The sequence below is a fragment of the Conexibacter sp. SYSU D00693 genome (assembly GCF_017084525.1).
Lineage (GTDB): Bacteria > Actinomycetota > Thermoleophilia > Solirubrobacterales > Solirubrobacteraceae > Baekduia.
Genome location: NZ_CP070950.1, coordinates 114,019 through 137,323 on the forward strand (window position 1 = coordinate 114,019; position 23,305 = coordinate 137,323).

Below are 23,305 nucleotides of genomic sequence, written 5' to 3' on the forward strand. Positions count from 1 at the left end.
CACCGATCGGTGGCGCATGATGCGCCGCCGCGGAGAGGGAGAGCGCACATGCTGGAGCAGGGTCTGGGTCGCAGGCTGTGGCGGGCGGTGCTGGCCGCCGTCTGCCTGGTGCTGGTCGGGGGCGCCGCGTCGGCGCACGCCGCGAGCTGGTCGGACTACGACCGGCCGGCCACGAACGGGGTGGTGACCGACCGCGAGGTGCCGATCACCATGCGCGACGGCATCGTCCTCTCGGCCACCGTCTCCCGGCCCGACCGGCCCGGGCGCTACCCCGTGCTCGTCACCCAGACGCCGTACGGCAAGGAGGGCGTCGGCGGCTTCTTCGGCGCGGGGGCCAACTACCTCGTCCAGCGCGGCTACGTGCAGGTGACCGTCGACGTCCGCGGCACCGGCGCCTCGCAGGGCCAGTGGGACTCGTTCGGCACCGCCGAGCAGCTCGACGGCAAGGACGTGGTCGAGTGGGCGGCCAGGCAGCCGTGGAGCGACGGCAACGTGGGGCTCAACGGCCCGTCGTACATGGGCCTCAACCAGCTCTACACCGCGGCGCTGCAGCCCGCCGGGCTCAAGGCGATCTTCCCCGTGGTCCCGATGGCCGACGGCTACCGCGACATCGTCTTCTCCGGCGGCGCGATCAACGCGGGCTTCATCCCGCTGTGGCTCGGGCTCGTCACGGCGGGCTCGATCACGCCGCCGTCCTACGCGCTGAGCGGCAAGAAGGAGGACCTCGTCCGTGGCCTGTCGGCGCTGACGAGCCACGTCACCGGCGTGGCGAACTTCCAGCTCAACACGCTGCTCGGCGCGATCCTCGGCACCGACACCGTCTACGACGGGCCGTTCTGGCGCACGCGCTCGCCGCTCGAGGTCGTCGACGACATCAAGGTCCCGGCGTTCGTGGTCGGCGGCCTGCACGACATCTTCCAGCGCGGCGAGCCGCTCGTCTACGAGCGCCTCAAGCAGCGCGTCGACGCGCGCCTGCTCATCGGCCCGTGGACGCACGTCGGCGGCTCGATGGGGGAGGGCCTGCCGCGCGACGGCGTCCCGTCGCTGAGCAGGATCCAGCTGCGCTGGTTCGACCACTGGCTCAAGGGCCTGGACTCGAAGGTCGGCGAGATCCCCAAGGTCACGCAGTACGCCTGGGGCGCCGAGCGCTACGAGGTCCAGGACGACTGGCCCCGGCCGCAGATGGCGCCGCGCAGGATGTTCCTGCGGGGCGGCAAGGCCCTGTCGGCGGACGCGCCGCGCGCGGCCGAGTCCCCGCAGGGCTACGTCCAGCAGCCGCTGTCGGGCATCTGCACGCAGAGCACCGTGCAATGGACCGCTGGCCTGCTGGGTTCGATCCCGTGCGCGCAGGACAACCGGCTGGACGAGGCGCTCGGCCAGGCGACCTACACGACGCCGCCGCTCGAGCAGGACCTCCACGTCGACGGCCCGATCGCCGCGAAGCTCTGGATCACGACGACCGCGAAGGACGCGCCCGTCACGGTGCGCCTGACCGACGTCTCCCCGAGCGGCGCGTCGACCGAGCTGACCTCGGGCTGGCTGGCGGCGACCTTCCGCGCGCGCGACACGAGCCGCGACCGCGTCGTGCGCGGCGAGACGATCCAGCCCTGGCACCCGTACACGCGCTCGTCGGTGCAGGCGGTCAAGCCCGGCGAGGCGACCGAGATGGACGTCGAGGTCTTCCCGACCAACGCGGTCATCCGCAAGGGCCACCGCCTGCGCGTCGTCGTCGCCCCGAGCGACTTCCCCCACCAGGTTCCGCCGCTGCCCCAGCTGCGCGACTCGCTCCTGGGCTCCGTGAAGGTCCTCACCGACCCCGAGCACGCCTCGCACGTCGTGCTGCCGACCGTGGGCAGCGAGTGCGCGGTGCCGGCGAAGGCGGCGGCGAAGAAGAAGGCCGCGAAGAAGAAGGCCGCCAGGAGGAAGCAGGCCTCCAAGCGCAGGACGTCCTCGGCGAAGCAGCGCAAGGCCGCGGCGAAGACGAAGACGAAGGCGAAGGGCAAGCCGCGCAAGGGCGCGAAGACCAAGGCGAAGGCGAAGAAGCCCGCCAAGCGCCAGGCCGCCCCCGCGGGGTGCGCGGCGCTGCCGATGCCCGACCTGACGCGGGGCTAGGCCGCCACGGCGGCCGCCGGCGCGGCGTCGTCCGCGCCGGCGTCCTCGCCCAGCGCCACACACACGCGACCGTCGAGCACCTGCACGCGGTGGGTCGCCACGGGGCCGCCGGCGTGGCCGATCGGCGCGCCGGTGTCCAGCGCGTAGCGGCGCTCGTGCAGCGGGCAGATGACGGAGCAGTCCGCGGCGATCCCGTCGGCGAGCGGGCCGCCCGCGTGCGGGCAGGCGTGGTCGATGGCGTACCAGCCCGTCGGCGTGTTGAACAGGGCGATGCGGCGGCCCTCCACGTCGATGGAGCGGCCCTCGCCGGCCGGGACGTCGTCGACGGAGCAGACGGGGATCATCGGAGCGCCTCCTCGGGCGGGCCGACGACGGCAGGCTCGCGCGCGGCGGCCGGCTCGTCGTCCAGGTCGGTGAACTGCCGGGGGTGGTAGGGCTCGCGGCGCTCGAGCCACGGGTCGGTGACCGCCGCCTTGGCGAGGCGGAAGCGCTCGCGCAGGGCGGCACCGGACGCCTCGCCCAGGACCTCCTCGCGGATGCGGTCCAGGCCCCACCGGGGGACGAAGTCGTACGTGCGCTCCTTGAAGTCCGCGTTCTCGCGGTAGAGCTGGAGGAACGTCGTGGCGACGCGCAGCGCCTCGGCGCGCGAGTCGACCGTGGCCAGGACGTCGGCCTCGCGGACGTTGCCGCCGGCCGCGCCGCCGACGCGGACCTGCCAGCGGCCCTCGCCGACCGCGACGAGCCCGACGTCCTTGATCGTCGCCTCGGCGCAGTTGCGCGCGCAGCCCGAGACGCCGGCCTTGACCTTGTGGGGCGTGTGCAGGCCCTCCCACGCCTTCTCGAGCTCGACGCCGAGGCCCATCGAGTCGCCGAGGCCGAAGCGGCAGAAGTCCTCGCCCACGCACGTCTTGACCGTGCGCACCGCCTTGGCGTACGCGTGGCCCGAGGGCATGCCGAGCGCCTCCCAGACGGCCGGCAGGTCCTGCTTCTTGACGCCGAGGAGGTCGAGCCGCTGGCCGCCGGTGACCTTCACCAGCGGCACGTCGAACTGCTCGGCGACGTCGGCGATGCGGCGCAGCTCCTCGGGCGTGGTCACGCCGCCGTACATGCGCGGGACGACGCTGAACGTGCCGTCCTTCTGGATGTTCGCGTGGACGCGGTCGTTGATGAAGCGCGCGTGGCGTTCCTCGCGGTGGCGGTTGGCGTTGACCTCGGAGACGAGGTAGGCCAGCGCCGGCTTGCAGGCGCCGCAGTCGCGCCCCGTCCCGCAGGCCGCGGAGACCTCGGAGACCGACTCGAGGCCCTGTTCGCGCACCACGGCGGCGAGGTCCTCGCGCGTCTGGCGCTTGCACGGGCACAGGTAGGCGGGCTCGTCGGCGACCTCGCCGCCGGCGGCCAGCGCGACGAGGTCGACCACGGTCGCCTTGCACGAGCCGCAGCCCGTGCCGGCGCGGGTCATCGCCATCACCTCGCGCGGCGTGCGCGCGCCCTCCTCGGTGACCGCGGCCGTGATCTGGCCCTTGCAGACGCCGTTGCAGTCGCAGACCTGGGTGTCGTCGCTCCACTCGGCGGGGCCCGCCTCGGCCGAGGCGGCGAGCACGGCGAGCGGGTCCTCGACCTCGTCCCCGCGGCGCACGAGGCCGAGCAGCGCCTCGGCGCCACGCACGTCCCCGAGGAGGATGGCGCCCGCCGCCCGGCCCTCGTGCACCACGAGCTTGCGGTAGACGCCGCGCCCCGCGTCCTGCGAGACGACCTCGCCGTCGCCGTCGGTGGCCCCGATGGCCACGAGCGGCACGTCGGAGACCTTGAGCTTCGCGCTCGGGATCGAGCCCTCGTAGGCGGCGGTCGTGTCGCCGCAGATCGCCGCGGCGGCAGTGCGCGCCTGGTCGAGGATCGGGGCGACGAGCCCGTGCACGATCCCGCGGTGCTGGGCGCACTCGCCGACCGCCCACACGCCGTCGACCGTGGTGCGCAGGCCGTCGTCGACGACGATCCCGCGCTCGACGGCGCAGCCGGTGGCGCGGCCGAGCTCGGCCTGGGGCCTGATGCCGATGGAGACGACCACGAGGTCGGCCTCCAGCTCGTCGCCGCCCGCGAAGCGCAGCCGGTCGGGGGCGATCTCGGCCGTCTGGCGCTCGAAGAGGACGTCCATGCCCAGGGCGCGTTCGAGCAGCGCGGCGGAGCCGGCGTCCAGCTGGCGCTCCATGAGCCGGTCCATGAGGTGCACGACGGTGACCGCGCAGCCCTGGGAGGCGATGCCGCGCGCGGCCTCGAGGCCGAGCAGCCCGCCGCCGATGACCGCGGCGTGCCTCGCGGTGGTCGCCGCGTCGCGGATGGCGTCGCAGTCCTCGGGGCCGCGGAAGGGGTGGACGTGGGGCTGGTCGATGCCGGGGATCGGCGGCATCAGCGCGTCCGACCCGGTGGCGAGGACCAGCGCGGTGTAGGGCAGCTCGGCGCCGTCGTCGAGCACGACGAGGCGCTCGGCGGCGCGGACCTCGACGACGCGGCGTCCGACGAGCGTGCCGACGTGGTGGTCGGTGAACCACTCGGCGGGGCGCAGCGCGAGCGTCTCGCACGAGGCGCCCGACACGAGGATCTCCGAGAGCCGGACGCGGTCGTAGGGCAGCCGCGGCTCGGCGCAGACCAGCGTGATCGGGGTCAGCGCGTCGAGCTCGCGCACCGCCTCGCAGACCGCCTGGCCGGCGATGCCGCCCCCGACCACGACGACGCCAGGGGCGCCCGGGACCGTGCCGTCCATGCTCATGCGGGCATCGTGGCCGGGGGCGGTTTCGCGTCCGCGACGCTCGTGTTTCGAGCTGATGACGCGTGGAGGTCGAGCAGCTGACGGACCTGGCCGGCGCAGCCGCCACAGCCCGTCGAGGCGCGCGTGGCCGTCGCGACCTGCGCCACCGTCCGGGCCCCGCCGCCGACGATCGCCTGCTCGATCGTCCCCGCCGTCACGGCGTTGCAGGAGCAGACGAGCTCGTCGGGGTCGGGCGGTGCCGGGGGCCGGGTCGCGGCCGGGCCGTCGAGGAGCCCGTCGTCGACCGCGTGGCCGGTGCGCAGGAGCGTCGAGCAGCGCCGCGCGTCGGCGACGTCGCCGAGCATGAGCGCGCCGACGAGGCGGTCGCCGTCGAGCACGAGCTTGCGGAACACGCCCCGGCGGGTGTCGCGCAGGACGACCTCGTCCTCACCGTCGGCGGCCTCGGGCCGGCCGCCGCAGAACAGGTCGACGCCGGCGACCTTGAGCGTCGTGGCGGGGACGACGGGGTGGAAGGCGGCGGGGTCGCCGGCGATGCCCGCGGCGGCGACCCGGGCCTGCTCGGCCAGCGGCGCCCAGAGCCCGTAGACCGTGCCGCGGTGCTCGGCGCACTCGCCGACCGCCCAGACGCGCGGGGCGCCGGCGCGCAGCTGGTCGTCGACCTCGATCGCCCGGCCGACCGGCAGGCCCGCCGCGGCGGCCAGCGTCGTCTCGGGCCGCACGCCCGCCGCGACCACCACGACGTCGGCGGGCAGCCGCGTGCCGTCGTCGAGGACGACCGCGTCGGCCTCGATCGCGGCGGCCAGGCGCCCGCAGCGCGCGGTGATGCCGCGGGCGGCGAGCGCCCGGGCGAGCATCGCCGCCGAGGCCTCGTCGAGCTGGCGGCCCATGAGCCATGGGGCCGCCTCGACGACGTCGACCGCGGCGCCGCGGCCGGCCAGGCCGGCGGCGGCCTCGAGGCCGAGCAGGCCGCCGCCGAGGACGACGGCGCGCCGCGCGCCGGCGCCCAGCGCCGCCTCGAGCGCGGCGACGTCGGCCTGCGTGCGGAAGACGTGGACGTGGTCGGCGCCGGCGCCCGGCACCGGCGGCACGAACGGCCGCGAGCCCGTCGCCACGACCAGCGCGTCGTAGCCGTGGACCTCGCCGTGCGCGTCGGTCACGGTGCGAGCCGCCGTGTCGATCGCCGTCGCCGGGCAGCCGCCGCGCAGGTCGACGCCGTGCTGGGCGTACCACGCGGCGGGCCGCAGCCCGAGCTCGGCCGGCCCGCAGTCGCCGGCCAGGAGCTTGGAGAGCAGGATCCGGTTGTACGCCGGCCCCGGCTCCTCGCCGAGCATCGTCACCCGCCACGACGGGTCGCGCTGCAGCAGCTCCTCGACCACGCGCAGCCCCGCCATCCCGGTGCCGACGACGACCAGCCGCGGGCGTCCGGATGGAAGGTGCCTGGCACCTTCCACCCGCGCGGCCGGGGTGACCCCCGCCGGCGCGAGGCCGACGGCGATGGCCTTGAGCTCGGGCTGGCCCGAGGTCGGGTCGACGCTGCGGTGCCCGAGGACGTTCAGCGCGCCGGCGCCCGCGGGGGCGTGCAGCGCCCCGAAGTGGAACGGCGCGAAGGCGACGCCGCGCGGGAGCGTCGCATCGAGGCGGGCGCGCAGCACGACCTCGCCGCGGCGGGAGGACACCCGGACGCGGTCGCCCTCGTCGACACCGGCGTCCGCCGCGTCCTCGGGGTGGACGTCGACCGTCGGCTCACCCGCCGCGCGCCGCAGCGCCTCGGACTTCCCGGTCCGCGACATCGTGTGCCACTGGTCGGCCAGGCGGCCCGTCGTGAGCACCAGCGGCCGGTCCTCGTCGGGGGCGTCGGCGGGGTCGGCGTGGGGGGTGGGGGCGAAGTGCGCCTTGCCCGCCGGCGTCGGGATGCCGCGCCCGCCCTCATAGAGGCGGGTCGTCCCGTCGTGCTCGACCTGTGCCGGCGCGGGCCACTGCACCGAGCCCTCGCGCCGCAGGCGCTCGTGGGAGATCCCGCTCTGGTCGCACGGGCGTCCCGCAGTGAGGGCGACGTACTCGGCGTGGACCTCGGCGGGCGTCGCCCACGCGAAGTCGGCGCCGAAGCCCAGCTCGCGTGCCAGCCCGGCGTAGATCTGCCAGTCGGGCCGCGCGTCACCGGGCGGGTCCAGCAGCTGGCGCACGAGCCCGACGCGCCGCTCCGAGCTCGTCATCGTGCCCTCCTTCTCCGGCCAGGCGGCCGCGGGCAGGACGGCGTGGGCGAGCGCCGAGGTCTCCGTCGGGTGGTGGCAGTCCTGGACGACGAGCAGCTCTGCGCGCTCGAGCGCCTCGCGCACGCGCCCGCCGTCGGGCAGCGAGACGACCGGGTTGGTGGCCGCCACCAGCACGGCCTTCACCCGGCCCTCGAGGAGCGCGTCGACGAGCTCGACCGCCGTGAGCCCGGGAACCGCCGGGAGCCGCTCGGCCGGGACGCCCCAGTGGGCGGCGACCTCCGCGCGGTGCCCGGCGTCGACGACCTTGCGGTAGCCGGGGAGCAGGTGGGCCAGGCCGCCGGTCTCCCGCCCGCCCATCGCGTTGGGCTGACCGGTCAGCGACAGCGGACCGCACCCAGGACGGCCGAGGTTGCCCGTCGCCAGGCAGAGGTTGATGAGCGCGCGGTTCTTCAGCGTCCCCACGGTCGACTGGTTGGCGCCCATCGACCACAGCGCCATGGCCGTCCCCGCCGTGCCGAACAGCCGCGCCGCCCGCACGATGTCGGCCGCGGGGACGCCGCAGGCCTCGGCGGCCCGCGGCACCGGCCACGCGCGCGCGGCCTCCAGCGCCCGGCCGAAGCCCGTCGTGTGGCGCGCCACGAACGCCTCGTCGAGCAGGCCCTCGTCGGCCAGCACCCCCAGCATCGCGTTGAGCAGCGGCAGGTCGCTGCCCGGGCGCACGGCGAGGTGGAGGTCGGCGGCCTGGGCCGTGGGCGTCGCGCGCGGGTCGACCACGACGACCTTCGCGCCCTCGGCCTGGCGGTCGCGGATGCGGCTCCAGACGATCGGGTGGCAGGCCGCCGCGTTCGAGCCGAGCAGCAGCAGGCAGTCGGCGAGGGCCAGGTCGGCGTAGGCGGGCGGCGGACCGTCGGCACCGAAGGCGCCCGTGTAGCCCGCGACCGCGCTCGACATGCACAGCCGCGAGTTGGAGTCGACGTTGTTCGTCGCGAGGAAGCCCTTGGCCAGCTTGTTGACCGCGTAGTAGTCCTCGGTCAGCAGCTGGCCCGAGACGTAGAAGGCGACCGCGTCGGGCCCGTGCTCGGCCACGATCCGTGCGAGCTCGCCGCCGACGTGGCCCAGCGCCTCGTCCCACGTCGCCTCCGTGAAGCGCTCGTCGCGCGAGGCGCGCAGCAGCGGCACCGTCGCGCGGTCCGCGGCGTGCACCGCGGAGCCCAGCTCGATCGGCTTGCGGCAGGTGCGCCCGCGGTTGACGGGGTGGCGCGGGTCGCCGGCCACCCGGGCGACGCGGCCCCCGTCGACCTCGACGCGCAGCCCGCAGCCGGTCCCGCAGTACGGGCAGAGCGTCGCCTGGGCCTCGGGCACGCCGAGCACTGTGCGGGGCCGCGGTTTCTCCCGCGCGACGCGTCTGTTTCGGGCTGATGAACAGCTCGACCGAGTGGCACGGATCTTCCGACGAAGTGGCGACTCGGAGGCCCTCCGGGCGCCCCTACCTTGCAGTCGTGGACCTGCGCAAGGCCTACGTGCAGCGCACCGTCGAGGAGCGCGGGGTGCGCTTCGTGCGCCTGTGGTTCGTCGACGTCCTCGGCGCCCTGAAGTCCCTCGCGGTCCCGGTCTCGGAGCTCGACGCCGCGCTGGAGGAGGGCGTGGGCGTCGACGGCTCCGCGCTCGAGGGCGCCGCGCGCAAGCGCGAGCGCGACGTCATCGCGATGCCCGACCCGGGCACCTTCGCGCTGCTGCCGTGGCGCGGCGGCGACGTCGCCCGGATGTTCTGCAGCCTCGAGCAGCCCGGCGGCGCGCCGGCGCCCGCCGACTCCCGCGCGGTCCTGGCACGCGTCCTGGAGTCGATCGCCGACCTCGGGTGGACCGCCCAGGTCGGGGCCGAGCTGGAGTTCTTCCTCTTCGCCGACGACGGGGACGGCGCGGCGCCGCGGCCGCTCGACGCCGGCAACTACTTCGACCTCACGCCGCTGGACGAGGGCAGCGACTTCCGGCGGCGCACCATCGACCTGCTCGAGCAGCTCGGCATCCCCGTGAAGGCCAGCCACCACGAGGTCGGCCCGAGCCAGCACGAGATCCAGCTCGCGCATACCGACGCGCTGTCGATGGCCGACGCCATCACGACCTTCCGCCTGGCGGTCAAGGAGGTCGCCAGCGAGCTCGGCGTCTTCGCGACGTTCATGCCCAAGCCGCTCGAGCGCCACGCCGGCAGCGGCATGCACCTGCACCTGTCGCTCTTCGACGGCTCGCGCAACGCGTTCTTCTCGCCCGACCCCGGCGAGCCGCTCTCCGCGCTGGGCCGCCAGTTCCTCGCCGGCCTGCTGGCCCACGCCGGCGAGCTCACGCTGCTGACCAACCAGTGGGTGAACTCCTACAAGCGGCTGGCCAACGGCTTCGAGGCCCCGCGCCACGTGCTGTGGACGCGCACCGGCGGCGCCGGCCTCGTGCGCGTCCCGTCCAACCGCCCGGACCGCGAGAGCGCCGCCCGCATCGAGCTGCGCTCGCCCGACCCCGGTGCCAACCCGTACCTCGCCTGCGCCCTCATCCTCGCCGCGGGCCTGCGCGGCATCGAGCGCGGCTACCAGCTGGCGCCCGAGGAGCACGGCGGCGTGACCCACGAGGCGCCGCTGCTGCCCTCCGACCTGCGCGAGGCGACCGACGCCTTCGCGTCCTCGGAGCTCGCCCGTGAGACGCTCGGGGACGCGCTCGTCGACCTCGTCGTCGCCAACAAGCGCGCGGAGTGGGACGCCTACCAGTCCACCGTCACCCAGTGGGAGCTCGAGCGCTTCCTGCGCTCCCTGTAGCCGGCCGTGGCCGAGGCCTGGATCTACACCGACCCCGACGCCGACGGCGACGCCGCCGGCGAGGTCGCGCGGGTCCTGGCCGACCTGGGCTTCGCCCCGCGCAGGGTGACCGCCAACGGCTCGCTGCGCCCCGAGGGCGACGGCGTCGCGGCGGGCCGCCCGCCCGACCTCGCGCTCGTCCTGGGCGACGTCGGCCTGTGCGCGCGGCTCGAGAGCGACGAGGACCTCGGCGACGTCCCCGTCCTCGTGGCGGTCGACGACGAGGACCTCGAGTCCGGCGCGGTGCACGAGGGCCACGAGCTCGTGGTCCTGCCGATCCGGCCGGTCGAGCTGCGCGCGCGCATCGCCCGCGCCCGCCGCCGCGTCACCGGCGTCACCGACGACGAGGTCGTCCGCGTCGGCTCGCTCGAGGTGAACCTCGCGACCTACCAGGTCGCCGTCGACGGCAAGCCGGTCGACTTCACCTACCTCGAGTACGAGCTCCTGAAGTTCCTCGTCACCCACCCCGGGCGCGTCTTCAGCCGCGAGGCGCTGCTGAGCCGCGTCTGGGGCTTCGACTACTACGGCGGCGCGCGGACGGTCGACGTCCACGTGCGACGGGTCCGGGCGAAGCTCGGCACCGAGCACGCCCAGCGGATCAAGACCGTGCGCAGCGTCGGCTACCTCTTCGAGGGAGAGGCCCAGCGATGACCGACCTCAGCACGCAGCCCGTCCGGGGGCGCGCCGGCTACGCCGGCTTCCGCTCCGTCATCAAGGCGGTGGCCACCGGCCCGCGGGGCTCGCGCGACCTCACCTTCGACGAGGCGCGCGAGGCCGGCGCCGCGCTGCTGGCCGGCGACGTCACGCCGGCACAGGCCGGCGCGTTCCTCATCGGCCTGCGCGTCAAGGGCGAGGCGGCCGACGAGCTCGCCGGCCTGGCGCAGGCGTTGCGCGACCGGGCGACGGCGCTGCGCGCGCCGGACGGCGGCGGGCCGCTCGTCGTCAGCGCCGGCGCGTTCGACGGCATCGCCGAGGCGCCGCCGCTGTCGCTGGCCGCGGGCGCGTGCGCCACGGCGGCCGGCGCCCGCGTGGTCGTCGCCTGTGGCAGCCGCATCGGGCCCAAGCACGGCGTGACGGCCGCCGACGTCCTCGGCGCGCTCGGCGGCCCGGCACGGCCCGGGCCCGAGGAGTCCGCGGCGCTCCTCGCGCGCGCGGGGATGACGGTGGTGCACGCCGGCGAGTCGCTGCCCGGCTGGGAGGGCCTGGCCGAGGTGCGCAACGAGGTCGGGCTCCGCGGCCCGGTGCACTCGGCCGAGAAGCTCGTCGACTGGTTCGGCGCGCGGCGCTTCGTCGTCGGCCACACCCACGGCGGCTACGCGCCGCGGCTGCTCGGCGCGCTCGAGCGCCTCGGCGCCGACCACGCCGTCGCCCTGCGCGGGGTGGAGGGCTCCGACGTGCTGCGCCCCGGCCGGCCGGTCGCCGCGACGCTCGCGGGGCCGGTCGAGCTGCCCGAGCGCCTCGGGCTCATCCTGCGCGGCGACCCGGACCCGGAGCTCGCCGGGGGTCTCACGCGCGCGGTGCTGGCGGGCGACGAGCACGGCGCCGCGCGCCGCGCCGTCGTGCTCAGCAGCGCGGTCCGGCTGCTCGCGGCCGGCGTGGCGACCGACCCCGCCGAGGGCGTGCGCCGCAGCGAGGCGGCGCTGGCCGACGGCCGCGCCGCCGCGGTGCTCGACGCGCTCGTCGGCTGAGGGTCAGGCCTCGTCGGCCAGCGCCGCGACGACGCCCTCGAGGAGGTCGACCGCCTGCGCCATGCAGGCGAGGTCCAGGCGCTCGGGGACGTCGGTCGGCTTGTGGTAGTTCGCCGGCAGCTTCATGTCGTCCAGGCCGCCCAGGAGCATCGAGGGGTAGCCGGCGTGCAGGGGGATCTGGCCGTCGGAGGCGAAGGCGTTGCGCAGGCCGCGCCAGACCTCGATGCCCTTGGCGTCCGCCACGCGGTTGGCGAGGTCCTTCACGCGGTCGGTGTAGGCGTGCTGGACCAGGAAGCCCTCGGACTCGGCGATGACCAGGTGGCCCGAGCCGAGCGTCTCGAGCGCGATGAAGGTCGTGGTCGCCTTGTCGAGCTCGGGGAAGTGCCGGCGGCCCCAGCCCTGCATGCCCTCGGAGTTGGACTCCTCGGCGCCCGTCGAGACCAGGATGACCCGGATGCCCTCGAGCCGGCGCTCGGCGAGCGCGAGCAGGACGGCGACCGCGGAGAGGTTGTCGTTGGCGCCGGGGACGACCGGCGAGCGGCCGATGTCGACCATGACCCCGATGGCGCCGAGGCTCGCCGCCGCGCCGGCGCGCCGCTTGCCCAGCAGGGTGAGGATCGGGCCCAGGACGACGCCCCACATGACCGGCGGCCAGCGCTTGGCGCGCTGCACGACCGCGGGCCAGCGCTCGAAGACCGCCTCGAGCAGGGTGGTGTCGAAGATCGCGCCGCCGTGCGCCGCGTCGTGGTGGGCGACGACGACGACCGTGCGCGGCGCGTCCGGGTCGCCGGCGTAGGCGGTGACGTTGCGCGCGCGCCGGCGCGGCAGCAGCCTGCGGAACGCGCGCGAGCGGTGGTCGAGGTCGTCGACGAGCAGGGCGAGCGCCCCGGCGGCCAGCAGCCGCCGGCGCCACGGCCGCGACGACGCGGCACCGACCAGCGTCGCGGCGTTGAGCAGCCCGATCGGCCACCAGAAGCCGCCGTGGGCGGGCTCGTCCTCGACCTCCACCCGCAGGCCGAGCGCGCGCAGGCGGTCGGCGATCCACGCCGCGGCCTCGTGCTCGCCCGGCGATGCCGAGCCCCGCTCGATGGACGCCAGGTGCTCGACGACCTCGCGCAGCTGCCCCTCGCTCATCGCGGCGGACCCTACCGGCGGGCCCGCCGCGTCCGGCGGGGCGGGCTAGGCGGGGTCGCTGAACTCGAGGTGCTCGGTCCAGGTGGGGTCGATCTCGTCGAGCGTCTGGACGAAGGGGATCTCGTGCTCGGTGCCCTCGACGTCGAAGACGCGACCGCCGTCCTCGGTCTCGGTGCCGGTCAGCCCGGTCTCCTCCGCGAACTCGTCGAGGATCCGGGCCGCGGTCTCGCGGTCGCCCTTGGGGATGAGCGTGATCGTTGAGGCCATGGCCGCACCAAGTACCCGGTGCGCGGCGTCTGAGCCGTGACCGATCGCACACAGCGCCCGTGCGTCAGGATCCTCCCCAGCGATGCAGGCCCTCGTCGTCTTCCTCCTGCGTCGGCTCGTCGGGCTCGTCGCGGTGCTGGCCGGCGCGACGGCCCTGACCCACGCGCTGCTGCGCGTCCTGCGGCCCGACCTCTTCGGCGACGACCTCGGTGTCGTGCGCGGGACGCTGGAGAAGCTCGAGCGGGTCTTCCTGCACCTCGACCTGGGCCGCGGCGGGGTGTCCAACCGGCCGGTGCTCGACCTGATGCTCGAGGGGCTGCCCGCCGACGCGGCGCTCGTGGCGGGCGGCCTCCTGCTCGGGCTGCTCGGCGGGCTGGCGGCGGGCGCGGTCGCGGCGCGCGGGCCGCGCTGGCGCTCCGTGGCCCTGCAGGCGCTCGCGCTCGTCGCCCTCTGCGCGCCCGTCTACTGGGTCGCGCTCGTGGCCAACCGCGCGTTCTTCCCCGGCTTCGGCTGGATCCCGTTCGGGCTCGTGGCGGGGGAGGGGGCGGCCTACCAGCCGCTGACCGAGGACCCGCTGCAGTGGCTGCGCAGCCTGCTGCTGCCGTGGACGGTGCTCGCGCTGCCGCTGGCCGCCGCGAGCCTGCGCCTCACGCGCTCCGGCCTGCGCGAGGTCGCGGGCGCCGACTTCCTGCAGACCGCGCGGGCGAAGGGGCTCGACGAGCGCACGGTGGTCCGGCACCACGCGCTGCCCGTGGCGACCGCGCCGGTGCTCACCCTGGCCGGCGCGAACATGGCACTGCTCGTCATGAACGTCATCCTCGTCGAGCAGGTCTTCGCGGTGCCGGGGGTGTTCCGGGAGACGCTGCGCGCGGTGCGCGTCGGCGACTTCGAGTCGCTGCAGGGTCTCGTGCTCGTCGGCGCGCTGCTCGTCGTCCTGGCCAACACGGCGGTGGACCTCGTCGCGCGCCGGCTGGACCCGCAGGTGCGCTGAGGCGGACTAGAGTCGCGCCGTGGGGGACGAGGAGCGCGTCCGGTGGGCGACGAGCGGGGGCGCGAGCATCGCCTACCGCACCATCGGCGACGGGCCGATCGACCTGCTGTTCCTCCCGGGGATCCTGTCCCACATCGAGGTCGTGCTCGAGGAGCCGGGCGTCGAGCGCTTCTACCGCCGGCTTTCGCGCGCGGGCCGCGTCGTGCTCATGGACCGGCGCGGCTCCGGGCTGTCGGACCCCGTGTCGGGGTCCGACCTGCCGCTGGCCACCGAGGTCACCGACATCGAGGCGGTCCTCGACGACCTGGGCACCGACCGGGCCGTGCTGTTCGCCTACACGACGAGCGCCTCGCTGGCGGTCACGTTCGCGGTGCGGCGTCCCGAGCGGACCCTCGCGCTGCTGCTGTACGGCGCGCAGGTCGTCCCGACGCGCGACGAGGAGGCGCCGTGGGCGCTGACGCGCGAGGAGCGCGACGCGCAGATCGCGGCCACCGCGCGGATGTGGGGCACGGGGGAGACGCTCGACCTCCTGGCGCCCGGCGCGGCCGACCAGCCGCAGCTGCGCACGTGGCTCGGGCGGCTCGAGCGCCTGTCGATGACGCCGCGCGGCTTCGAGGAGGCCAGCCGGCGCTTCTCCGAGCAGGACGTGCGCGGCCTGCTGCCCCACATCCGCGTGCCGACCTTGCTGCTGCACCGCACCGACGACCAGCTCATCGACGTGCGCCACGCACGGCTGGCGGCGACGCGGATCCCGGGCGCCCGGCTGGTCGAGCTCCCCGGCAGCGACAGCCTGCCGATGCTCGGCGACACCGAGGCGCTCACCGGCGAGATCCTCGAGTTCCTCACCGGCGGGCGCGTGGGGCGTGAGCCCGAGCGCCGGCTGCTCACCGTGCTGTTCACCGACGTCGTCGACGCCACCGGCCACGCCGCGCGGCTGGGCGACTCGCGCTGGCGCGACCTGCTCGCCGCCCACGACGCGCGGGTCCGCCGCGAGCTCGAGCGCTTCGGCGGGCGCGAGGTCAAGACGGTGGGCGACGCGTTCCTGGCCACGTGGGAGGGCGCGCCGTCGCCGGCGCTGCGCTGCGCCCAGGCGATCCGGCGCGCGGTCCGGGAGCTGGGGATCGAGGTCCGCGCGGGGCTGCACACCGGCGAGTGCGAGGTGCTCGGCGACGACGTCGGCGGCATGGCCGTCCACATCGCCGCACGCGTCGCCGCGCTCGCGAGCGCCGACGAGGTCCTCGCCTCGGGCACGGCCTACGGGACCGTCGTCGGGTCGGGCCTCGAGTTCACCGCCCGCGGCGACCACGAGCTCAAGGGCGTCCCCGGCCGCTGGCCCCTCTTCGCCCTCGAGGGCTGAGGGTGAAAGGTGCCTGGCACCTACCACTCGCCTGAGTGGAAAGTGCCTGGCACGTTCCGCGCGCGCGAACACGTCGTCGCGCCGGGCCGAGCGGTCCGGATGGACGGCGTGTCAGACGGCCCGCATCCCGCGTTGCAGGGGCGCAACCTCCGCGAGTCACGGCAGTTCCGGGAGGCAGAGACGTGTCCAACCCCCCACGGAGGTCCCTCACATGTCCCGACGCACCCGAGCCCGGCTCGACGGCCGCGGCCCCCTCGTCATCGTCTTCACCGTCCTGCTCGCGATCGTCGCCGCGCCCTTCGCGGTCGCCGCGGGCGAGGGCAAGTCGATGACCCTCGGCGCGCGCAACCCGTCCAACAACGAGAGCCAGGCGCTGACCCGCGAGACGGAGATCATCGCCAACACCAGCACCTACGGCACCCGCCAGTCCAACAAGTCCGACAACGGCGGCGGGGCGATCTACGGCTGTCGCTCCAAGCAGGGCGGCTCCGCGGCCAAGAACGAGCCGTGCATCCGCTCGAACAACCTGGCCGACGGCCTCGCCTTCGAGTTCGAGACCGACGGCCCGGTCGTCGGCTCGATCCGCGCCAAGGACGCCAACGCCAAGCCGTTCACCACGAACGCCACCGGCGTCGCCGACGGCCTGAACGCCGACCGCGTGGACTCCAAGAGCGCGGACGAGATCGCCTCCGACGGCGCGAAGGCCGCCGTGGGCGCCGTCCAGACCGGGCTGAAGGTCGCCCGCGTGGGCGCCGACGGCTCGACGACGGCCGAGACGCGCCGCGGCGTCACCTCGACGGTGCGTGACGGCGCCGGCCGCTACACGGTCACCTTCGACGCGGACATCCGCGCGTGCGCCCTCCAGGCCACGCAGGTCGTGGCCACCGACGCGGAGTTCGACGCGCCGGGCAGCACCGCCGTCCGCGTCACCGGCGAGCGCACGGTGCGCGTCGCCACCGACGACGACGCCGGCGCCGCGGCCGACCGCGCGTTCCACCTGCAGGCCACCTGCCTCTAGGCGCCGCGACGCCACCCCTGAGGTGCCGGAGGGCGCTCGCGCAAGCGGGCGCCCTTCGCGCGTCTAGAGGACCTCGCGCCCGCGCGCGCGAGCCCACGCGTACCGCGTGAGCATCACGGCCCAGTCGGCCACGCCGCCGTACAGGTGGCCGACGGGCCCGGTGACGACCCAGGCGGCGGCGCGGGTGCGGAGCTGGGGGCGGTCCACGGCGCCTCGACGCTATCGTCGTCGCGCAATGGCCGCCGCATCCCCCGTGAAGACGACCGTCACCGAGCTGCCCGAGTCGCGCGTGCGCGTCGAGGCCGAGGTGCCCGCGGACGAGGTGGGCCGCCGCATGGCCGAGACGGCCCGCCGCCTCGGTCGCGACCTGCGCGTGCAGGGCTTCCGCCGCGGCAAGGTCCCGCCCCCGGTCGTCATCCAGCGCGTCGGTCGCGAGGCCGTCCTGGACGAGACGGTGCGCGGCTCCCTGGGCCGCTGGTACGCCGACGCCGTCACCGCCGCGGGCATCAGCCCGATCGGCGACCCGGACGTCGACCTCGGCGACCTGCCCGCGGAGGGCCAGCCGCTGACCTTCACGATCGAGATCGGCGTGCGCCCGACCGCCCAGCTGGGCGACTACAAGGGCCTGCAGGTCGCCAAGCGCGAGGCCCAGGCCGACGACGAGGCCGTCCAGGCCCAGATCGACCAGCTGCGCGAGAGCATGGCCCGCCTCGAGACCGTCGAGCGCGCCGCGGAGACCGGCGACTTCGTCGTCATGGACTTCGCGGGCTCGATCGACGGCGAGCTCTTCGAGGGCGGCTCGGGCAACGACCAGATGATCGAGCTCGGCGGCGGGCGGCTCGTGCCCGGCTTCGAGGAGCAGCTCGTCGGCGCGAAGGCGGGCGACGAGGTCGAGGTCACGGTCACCTTCCCCGAGGAGTACCTCCACGAGGCCGTCGCCGGCAAGGACGCCGTCTTCCAGGTCACGGTCAAGGAGGTCAAGGCCAAGGAGCTGCCCGAGCTCGACGACGAGTTCGCCTCCGACGCCGCCGGCTTCGACACGCTCGACGAGCTGCGCGAGGACATCGCGAACAAGCTCAAGGAGACCGACGAGGCGCGCGCGGACGCGGAGTACCGCGAGGCCGTCCTGGACGCCGCCGTCGCCGGTGCGACGGTCGAGATCCCCGACGCGCTGGTCGAGGCCCGCGCGCGCGAGCTCTTCGACCGCACCGCCCACCAGCTCTCCCACCAGGGCATCTCGCGCGAGGCCTTCCTCCAGATGTCGGGCAAGACCGAGGACGAGATCGTCGAGGACGGCAAGTCCGACGCCGAGCAGGCGCTCAAGCGCGAGGCCGTCCTGGCCGCCATCGTCGAGGCCGAGGAGCTCAAGCCCTCCGACGGCGACGTGCTCGACGCGCTGCAGGCCTCGGCGGCCCGCGAGGGCGTCTCGGTGGAGAAGCTCCGCGACCGCCTCGAGCGCGACGGCCGCCTGGCCGAGCTCGAGGAGGACCTGGCCCAGCGGGCCGCGCTCGACCTCCTGGTCGAGCACGCCGCGGACGGCTGATCGGTCCTCCCGCGCGCGGCCTCAGGGTCGCGCGCCGACGGCCGATGAACCTCCCAGGAGGGTGCTGGAGACCGGTTGCTACCGTTGTCCGACTTCCGCCCTGCCACCCGGCAGGAACGGACGCCCAGACACGGAACTGAGAGGTCGCATGAGCCCGCTTGTCCCCATGGTGGTGGAGCAGACGTCCCGCGGTGAGCGGGCGTTCGACATCTACTCACGCCTGCTCAGCGAGCGGATCGTGTTCCTGGGGACGCCGGTCGACGACCAGATCGCGAACCTCATCGTGGCGCAGCTCCTGCACCTCGAGTCCGAGGACCCCGACAAGGACATCTCGCTCTACATCAACTCGCCCGGCGGGTCGGTGTACGCGGGTCTCGCGATCTACGACACGATGCAGTTCATCAAGCCCGACGTGCAGACGATCTGCGTCGGCATCGCGATGAGCATGGGCGCCCTGCTGCTGGCCGGCGGCGCGGAGGGCAAGCGCATGGCGCTGCCCAACGCGAAGATCCTCATCCACCAGGTCTCCTCGGGCTTCCAGGGCCAGGCGACGGACATCGAGATCCACGCCAAGGAGATCATCGACATCCGCGAGCGCCTGGACCACATCATCGCCAAGCACTCCGGCCAGACGTACGAGAAGGTCTCCAAGGACACCGAGCGCGACTACTTCATGAGCTCGGAGGAGGCCAAGGAGTACGGGATCATCGACCGGGTGATCACCCAGCACTAGGCTTCGGCCGACTGGCTGGCCCCCAGAGGAGAGACGCACATGGCGCGCCCGACCGATTCCAACGAGCAGCTGCTCTGCAGCTTCTGCGGCAAGTCCCAGCGGCAGGTCAAGAAGCTGATCGCCGGTCCGGGCGTCTACATCTGCGACGAGTGCATCGACCTCTGCAACGAGATCATCGACGAGGAGCTCACCGCCCCGCCGTCGTTCGACCTCGACAACCTCCCCAAGCCGCGCGAGATCTACGACGTGCTCGACGAGTACGTCGTCGGCCAGGAGGAGAGCAAGCGCACGCTGTCGGTGGCGGTCTACAACCACTACAAGCGCGTGCAGATGATGCAGGCGGGCGACGCCGACATCGAGCTGCAGAAGTCGAACATCCTGCTGCTCGGGCCGACGGGCTGCGGCAAGACGCTGCTGGCCCAGACGCTCGCCAAGATCCTCAACGTCCCGTTCGCGATCGCCGACGCCACGGCGCTCACCGAGGCCGGCTACGTCGGCGAGGACGTCGAGAACATCCTCCTCAAGCTGATCCAGGCCGCGGACTACGACGTCAAGAAGGCCGAGACCGGGATCATCTACATCGACGAGGTCGACAAGATCGCCCGCAAGGCCGACAACCCGTCGATCACGCGCGACGTGAGCGGCGAGGGCGTCCAGCAGGCGCTCCTGAAGATCCTCGAGGGCACCACCGCGTCGGTGCCGCCGCAGGGCGGGCGCAAGCACCCCCACCAGGAGTTCCTGTCGATCGACACGACGAACGTCCTGTTCATCTGCGGCGGGGCGTTCGCCAACCTCGACCAGGTCATCGCGCGGCGCCTGGGCAACAAGGGCGTCGGCTTCGGCGCGACGATCCAGGCCAAGGAGGAGCGCGACGTCGGCGAGCTCTTCCAGAACTGCCTGCCCGAGGACCTCGTCAACTACGGGCTCATCCCGGAGTTCATCGGCCGCCTGCCGGTCATGAGCGCGGTGCACCAGCTGCGCCGGGACGACCTCGTCCAGATCCTCACCGAGCCGCGCAACGCGCTGGTCAAGCAGTTCCAGCGCTTCTTCCAGTTCGACGGCATCGAGCTCGTCTTCTCCGACGACGCGCTGCACGCGGTCGCGCAGAAGGCGCTCGAGCGCGAGACGGGCGCCCGCGGTCTGCGCTCGATCATCGAGGAGGTCCTCCTCGACGTGCAGTTCGAGCTCCCGTCGCGCCGCGACGTCAAGAAGTGCGTCGTGACCAAGGAGACCATCGCGAAGGGCAACCCGCCCACGCTGGTCACCGAGGCGCAGGCGGACGACGACGACGCGCCCGCGGCGGCGGCCGGGTAGTCCCGGCGCGTGCCGCGTCTTCCGTTCGTCAAGGCCTCACCCTGGATGCTCGCCGCCGAGGCGGCGATGGCGGCGCGCCGCCACTGGAAGGACCTCCCGGTCGAGGACCAGCAGCGCCTGCGCGAGCTGCTGCCCAAGGCCAAGGGCGGCCCGTCCGCGCTGAGCGCCAAGGAGAAGGCCGAGCTCAAGGAGATCCTCAAGCGCTTCGACGTCCCCGGCGTCGGCAAGGAGCTCCTGCCGGTCGTCGGGCGCCGCGCCCGCAGGCGCCGCTAGCCGGCGGGGCGCTGGGACATCCGGCGCAGGACGACGTCGGCGACCTCGTCGCCGGCCTCCTCCGCCACGAAGTGCGAGGCGCTCGAGATCACGTCGAGCGTCGTGCCGCCCGGGAGCATCTCCGCCCACCGCCGGCCCCACTCGAGCTCGAAGATCGGGTCGACGTCGGGCCAGACGAGGTGGATCGGCGTGTGCGACCACGCGCACAGCGCCTCGTGGCAGCGCTGCTGCTCGGCGGCGTTGCCCTCCTGCGGCTGGGCCCACGGCAGCAGCCACGGGAAGCGCCGCGCGCCGGCCTTGGACTCGACGGTGTCGAACGGCGCCTCGTAGGCGGCCTTCAGCGCGCCGGGGTCCTGGATCGGGCGCGCGCGGGCGAGGCCGAGGACGTCGCCGACCGGCAGGTCGCCGGTCTCCGGCTCGAAGCCCGTCGCGAGCTCGCGCCACTGGCGCCAGCCCTCGCCGTAGACCATGCCCTCGTGGTGCAGCCAGGTGTTGAGCACCACGAGGCGCGAGAACCGCTCGGGCTGGTCGACCGCGAGCCGCAGCCCGATCGGCCCGCCCCAGTCGTGGGCCACGAGCATCACGTCGCGGAGGTCGAGCTCGTCGAGCACGTGCCGGGCCACCTCGCAGTGGCGCTCGATCGTGTACCAGTCGTCGTCCAGCACCTTGTCGCTGCGCCCGAACCCGATGTGGTCGAAGGCCACGCAGCGGATCCCGGCGGCGCTGAAGCGGTCGATGACCCGGCGCCACATGTAGGCCCACGTCGGCTCGCCGTGGACGAACAGCGCCGTCGTCCCCGCCGGCTCAGTGCTCGGGGCGACGTCGACGTGGTGGACCCGCAGCCCCTGCCACTCGACGTAGCGCGGCTCGTGCGGCCAGTCCTCCAGGCCGGCGAAGCGCTCGTCGGGCGTGCGGTGGACGCGCATGCGCGGCGCATTGTGCCGTGGTGGCGCGCGGCGCGGCGAGCCGTTCGGGGCCGACCGACCGCGACCCTGTCATCTCCGGCGTCCCAGACCGGAGATCGCAGGGTCACGGTCGACGGCGGCGAGCCGACCAGCGAACGCCGCCCGCCCCGCGCCCCCGGAGCGTCACGGGCTCCAGGGGCGCGGGCCGACTAGCCCAGGGTGGCTAGGCGGGGCTGGGGGCGAGGGAGCGACGGCGCAGGGACCCGGCGCTGACCGCGATGAGGCCGAGGGCCGCCATCGCCGTCACGAACTCCAAGCCGGGCAGGTAGCCGTCGGGCAGGGCCCCGGAACCGGCCGCCGACTCGCCGCCGGCGGCGACGATGGCGGTCACGACCGCGAGGACGATGGCTCCGCCGACCTGGAAGGAGGTGTTGACCAGGCCGGACGCGAGACCCTGCTCGTGGTCGGCCACGCCGGTGGTGGCCGCCACGTTGAGCGCCGGGAAGGCCAGCGCGAAGCCGCTGCCGATGAGCAGCATGGTGGGCAGGAGGACCGAGGCGTAGCCGAAGCCGCTGTCGATCCGCAGGAACAGGGCATAGCCCACGGTGAACGCCAGGAGGCCGGCGGCGAGCACGCGGCGCGTGCCGAGCCGGTCGATGACGCGACCCATGTTGGGCGCCGTGAACGCGACGATCAGGCCGCCGGGCAGGAAGCCCAGCGCGGTCTCGAGCGCGCTCCAGCCCAGCGTCTGCTGCAGGTGCAGCGTGACGAGGAACTGGAAGGAGACGTACGAGCCGAACACCGCCATCGCGGCGAGGTTGGCGTGCACGATCCCGGGGGTCTTCAGGATCCCGAGGCGCAGGAGCGGATGCTCGACGCGCCGCTCGATCACCACGAAGGCGACGAGGAGGGCCACGACGGCGGCGAAGCCGACCAGCGTCTCGGCCGCGCTCCAGCCGACGTCCGGCGCGCGCACGACGGTGAAGACGAGCGCGAGCATCGCGCCGGTCACCGTCACCGCGCCCGCGAGGTCGTAGGACTTGGGCGCGTCCGCGAGCGGCTTGTCGGCGCGGATGAGCCGCGGCGCCAGGAAGGCGAGCAGCAGCGCGATCGGCGCGGGCAGCAGGAACGTCCAGCGCCAGCCGGCCGTCGTCAGGAGCCCGCCCATGATCAGGCCGAGCGAGAAGCCGGAGGCACCGGTCGCGGTGTAGATCGCCAGCGCCTTGTTGCGCAGCGGGCCCTCGGGGAACGTCGTGGTGATGATCGACAGGCCGGCGGGCGCGGTGAACGCGGCGGCCAGCCCCTTGATGAAGCGCGTGGCGATCAGGACCGTGCCGTCGCTGCTCAGGCCGCCCAGCAGCGACGCGAGCGCGAAGACGACCAGCGCGCCGACGAAGACGCGTCGCCGGCCCAGCAGGTCGGCCGCGCGGCCGCCGAGGAGGAGCAGGCCGCCGTAGCCGAGCACGTAGCCCGAGACGACCCACTGGAGGGTGGAGGTGGACAGGTCGAGGTCCGCGTCGATGGACGGCAGGGCCACGCCCACCATCGACACGTCCAGACCGTCGAGGAAGAGAGCACCGCAGAGCACGAGCAGCGCCCCCCAGGCGCGTGCGTCGAGCCTCGTGGCCGCGGAGCCGTTCTCGGTCGTGGAGGAGGTCATGCGATCCCACAATACATGCATGCGCATGCATCGACAAGTGCATGTCCTTGCATACACCATGCCGCAACCGGCTACCATCCCTGCGGTGAGCGCGAGCGAGACCGACCTGGTGGGTGAGTGGCGTGACCTCCTGGCCCGGCACGCCCGGGTCACCGACGCGCTCGAGCGCGCGCTCCAGCGCCACCACCAGCTCTCGGTCACGGAGTTCGAGGCGCTCCAGCGCCTGGCCGAGAACGAGGACGACGGCTGTCGCCTCCAGCAGCTCGTCGACGACGTGCACATGAGCCAGAGCGCCCTCTCGCGCCTGGTCAGCCGCCTCGAGGAGCGCGGCCTCGTCGTCCGCAAGGCCTGCGAGATGGACCGCCGTGGCACGTACGCCTGCCTCACGCAGGAGGGCCGCGACCGGCTCCGGTCCGCGGAGCCCACGCAGCGCGACGTCCTCGCGCAGGTCCTCGGCGCCTAGCCGGCGCGCACCGCTCCGGGCGGGGGCCCG

The 23,305-nt window shown here is 74.4% G+C and carries 20 protein-coding genes; 12 read left to right on the plus strand and 8 right to left on the minus strand.

The features are described from left to right. The first annotated feature begins 48 nt into the window (after positions 1 to 48). Complete coding sequence (locus JUB12_RS00650) at positions 49 to 2,112, plus strand: CocE/NonD family hydrolase (RefSeq protein ID WP_205697692.1); 2,064 nt, start codon at positions 49 to 51, stop codon at positions 2,110 to 2,112. Here the strand turns inward: JUB12_RS00650 and JUB12_RS00655 are convergent. Genes JUB12_RS00655 through JUB12_RS00665 form a run of 3 tightly spaced genes read right to left on the minus strand, consistent with a single transcriptional unit; the run spans position 2,109 to position 8,451 of the window. Beyond that, positions 2,109 to 2,456: a nitrite reductase (NAD(P)H) small subunit gene (locus tag JUB12_RS00655; protein ID WP_205697693.1), complete on the minus strand. Its 348-nt coding sequence runs from the start codon at positions 2,454 to 2,456 to the stop codon at positions 2,109 to 2,111. The genes JUB12_RS00650 and JUB12_RS00655 overlap by 4 nt on opposite strands. After that, positions 2,453 to 4,876, minus strand: a complete 2,424-nt coding sequence (gene nirB / locus JUB12_RS00660) for a nitrite reductase large subunit NirB (protein WP_205697694.1) — start codon at positions 4,874 to 4,876, stop codon at positions 2,453 to 2,455. The genes JUB12_RS00655 and nirB overlap by 4 nt, the downstream gene beginning before the upstream one ends. Further along, positions 4,873 to 8,451: a nitrate reductase gene (locus tag JUB12_RS00665; protein WP_205697695.1), complete on the minus strand. Its 3,579-nt coding sequence runs from the start codon at positions 8,449 to 8,451 to the stop codon at positions 4,873 to 4,875. Before JUB12_RS00665 ends, nirB begins: the two co-directional genes overlap by 4 nt. Before the next feature lie 137 nt (positions 8,452 to 8,588). Between JUB12_RS00665 and JUB12_RS00670 the strand changes: the two genes are divergently transcribed. The 3 genes from JUB12_RS00670 to JUB12_RS00680 are packed head-to-tail and all read left to right on the plus strand — an operon-like array spanning position 8,589 to position 11,617. Further along, positions 8,589 to 9,890 (plus strand): glutamine synthetase family protein, encoded by a 1,302-nt coding sequence (locus tag JUB12_RS00670; protein ID WP_205697696.1) that lies wholly within the window; start codon positions 8,589 to 8,591, stop codon positions 9,888 to 9,890. Between the two features lie 6 nt (positions 9,891 to 9,896). Further along, positions 9,897 to 10,580 carry a response regulator transcription factor gene (locus tag JUB12_RS00675; protein WP_205697697.1) on the plus strand — a complete coding sequence of 228 codons (684 nt, stop codon included), beginning with the start codon at positions 9,897 to 9,899 and terminating at the stop codon, positions 10,578 to 10,580. After that, complete coding sequence (locus tag JUB12_RS00680) at positions 10,577 to 11,617, plus strand: anthranilate phosphoribosyltransferase (protein WP_205697698.1); 1,041 nt, start codon at positions 10,577 to 10,579, stop codon at positions 11,615 to 11,617. The genes JUB12_RS00675 and JUB12_RS00680 overlap by 4 nt, the downstream gene beginning before the upstream one ends. Positions 11,618 to 11,620: 3 nt before the next feature. Here the strand turns inward: JUB12_RS00680 and JUB12_RS00685 are convergent, their stop codons facing one another. Next, a complete protein-coding gene (locus JUB12_RS00685) occupies positions 11,621 to 12,751 on the minus strand; it encodes a M28 family peptidase (RefSeq protein WP_205697699.1) in 1,131 nt (376 codons plus the stop codon). A gap of 45 nt (positions 12,752 to 12,796) precedes the next feature. Beyond that, positions 12,797 to 13,018, minus strand: coding sequence for a hypothetical protein (locus JUB12_RS00690; protein ID WP_205697700.1), 222 nt, complete (start codon positions 13,016 to 13,018; stop codon positions 12,797 to 12,799). A gap of 82 nt (positions 13,019 to 13,100) precedes the next feature. Between JUB12_RS00690 and JUB12_RS00695 the strand changes: the two genes are divergently transcribed. The 3 genes from JUB12_RS00695 (at position 13,101) to JUB12_RS00705 (ending at position 16,384) form a co-directional block, all read left to right on the plus strand. After that, positions 13,101 to 14,009: an ABC transporter permease gene (locus JUB12_RS00695; RefSeq protein WP_205697701.1), complete on the plus strand. Its 909-nt coding sequence runs from the start codon at positions 13,101 to 13,103 to the stop codon at positions 14,007 to 14,009. A 19-nt stretch (positions 14,010 to 14,028) separates the two neighbouring features. Next, on the plus strand, positions 14,029 to 15,366 hold the full coding sequence (locus JUB12_RS00700; RefSeq protein ID WP_205697702.1) for an adenylate/guanylate cyclase domain-containing protein: 1,338 nt from the start codon (positions 14,029 to 14,031) through the stop codon (positions 15,364 to 15,366). Between the two features lie 211 nt (positions 15,367 to 15,577). After that, entirely contained in the window at positions 15,578 to 16,384 is an 807-nt protein-coding gene (locus tag JUB12_RS00705) for a hypothetical protein (RefSeq protein ID WP_205697703.1), read from the plus strand. Positions 16,385 to 16,447: 63 nt separating this feature from the next. Here the strand turns inward: JUB12_RS00705 and JUB12_RS00710 are convergent, their stop codons facing one another. After that, positions 16,448 to 16,591 carry a hypothetical protein gene (locus tag JUB12_RS00710; protein ID WP_205697704.1) on the minus strand — a complete coding sequence of 48 codons (144 nt, stop codon included), beginning with the start codon at positions 16,589 to 16,591 and terminating at the stop codon, positions 16,448 to 16,450. Positions 16,592 to 16,619: 28 nt separating this feature from the next. Between JUB12_RS00710 and tig the strand changes: the two genes are divergently transcribed. The 4 genes from tig (at position 16,620) to JUB12_RS00730 (ending at position 20,247) form a co-directional block, all read left to right on the plus strand. Then, positions 16,620 to 17,927: a trigger factor gene (gene tig, locus JUB12_RS00715; RefSeq protein ID WP_205697705.1), complete on the plus strand. Its 1,308-nt coding sequence runs from the start codon at positions 16,620 to 16,622 to the stop codon at positions 17,925 to 17,927. A gap of 148 nt (positions 17,928 to 18,075) precedes the next feature. Further along, on the plus strand, positions 18,076 to 18,660 hold the full coding sequence (gene clpP / locus JUB12_RS00720; protein ID WP_205697706.1) for an ATP-dependent Clp endopeptidase proteolytic subunit ClpP: 585 nt from the start codon (positions 18,076 to 18,078) through the stop codon (positions 18,658 to 18,660). A 39-nt stretch (positions 18,661 to 18,699) separates the two neighbouring features. After that, positions 18,700 to 19,974, plus strand: coding sequence for an ATP-dependent Clp protease ATP-binding subunit ClpX (clpX, locus tag JUB12_RS00725; protein WP_205697707.1), 1,275 nt, complete (start codon positions 18,700 to 18,702; stop codon positions 19,972 to 19,974). A 9-nt stretch (positions 19,975 to 19,983) separates the two neighbouring features. Then, positions 19,984 to 20,247 (plus strand): hypothetical protein, encoded by a 264-nt coding sequence (locus JUB12_RS00730; RefSeq protein WP_205697708.1) that lies wholly within the window; start codon positions 19,984 to 19,986, stop codon positions 20,245 to 20,247. Here JUB12_RS00730 and JUB12_RS00735 read toward each other — a convergent pair. Then, on the minus strand, positions 20,244 to 21,173 hold the full coding sequence (locus JUB12_RS00735; RefSeq protein ID WP_205697709.1) for an alpha/beta fold hydrolase: 930 nt from the start codon (positions 21,171 to 21,173) through the stop codon (positions 20,244 to 20,246). The genes JUB12_RS00730 and JUB12_RS00735 overlap by 4 nt on opposite strands. A gap of 202 nt (positions 21,174 to 21,375) precedes the next feature. Then, the gene (locus tag JUB12_RS00740; protein WP_241004372.1) at positions 21,376 to 22,812 is read right to left on the minus strand and encodes an MFS transporter; all 1,437 of its coding nucleotides are present in this window, start codon (positions 22,810 to 22,812) and stop codon (positions 21,376 to 21,378) included. Between the two features lie 85 nt (positions 22,813 to 22,897). Between JUB12_RS00740 and JUB12_RS00745 the strand changes: the two genes are divergently transcribed. Further along, the gene (locus JUB12_RS00745) at positions 22,898 to 23,275 is read left to right on the plus strand and encodes a MarR family winged helix-turn-helix transcriptional regulator (protein ID WP_241004373.1); all 378 of its coding nucleotides are present in this window, start codon (positions 22,898 to 22,900) and stop codon (positions 23,273 to 23,275) included. Positions 23,276 to 23,305 lie beyond the last annotated feature (30 nt).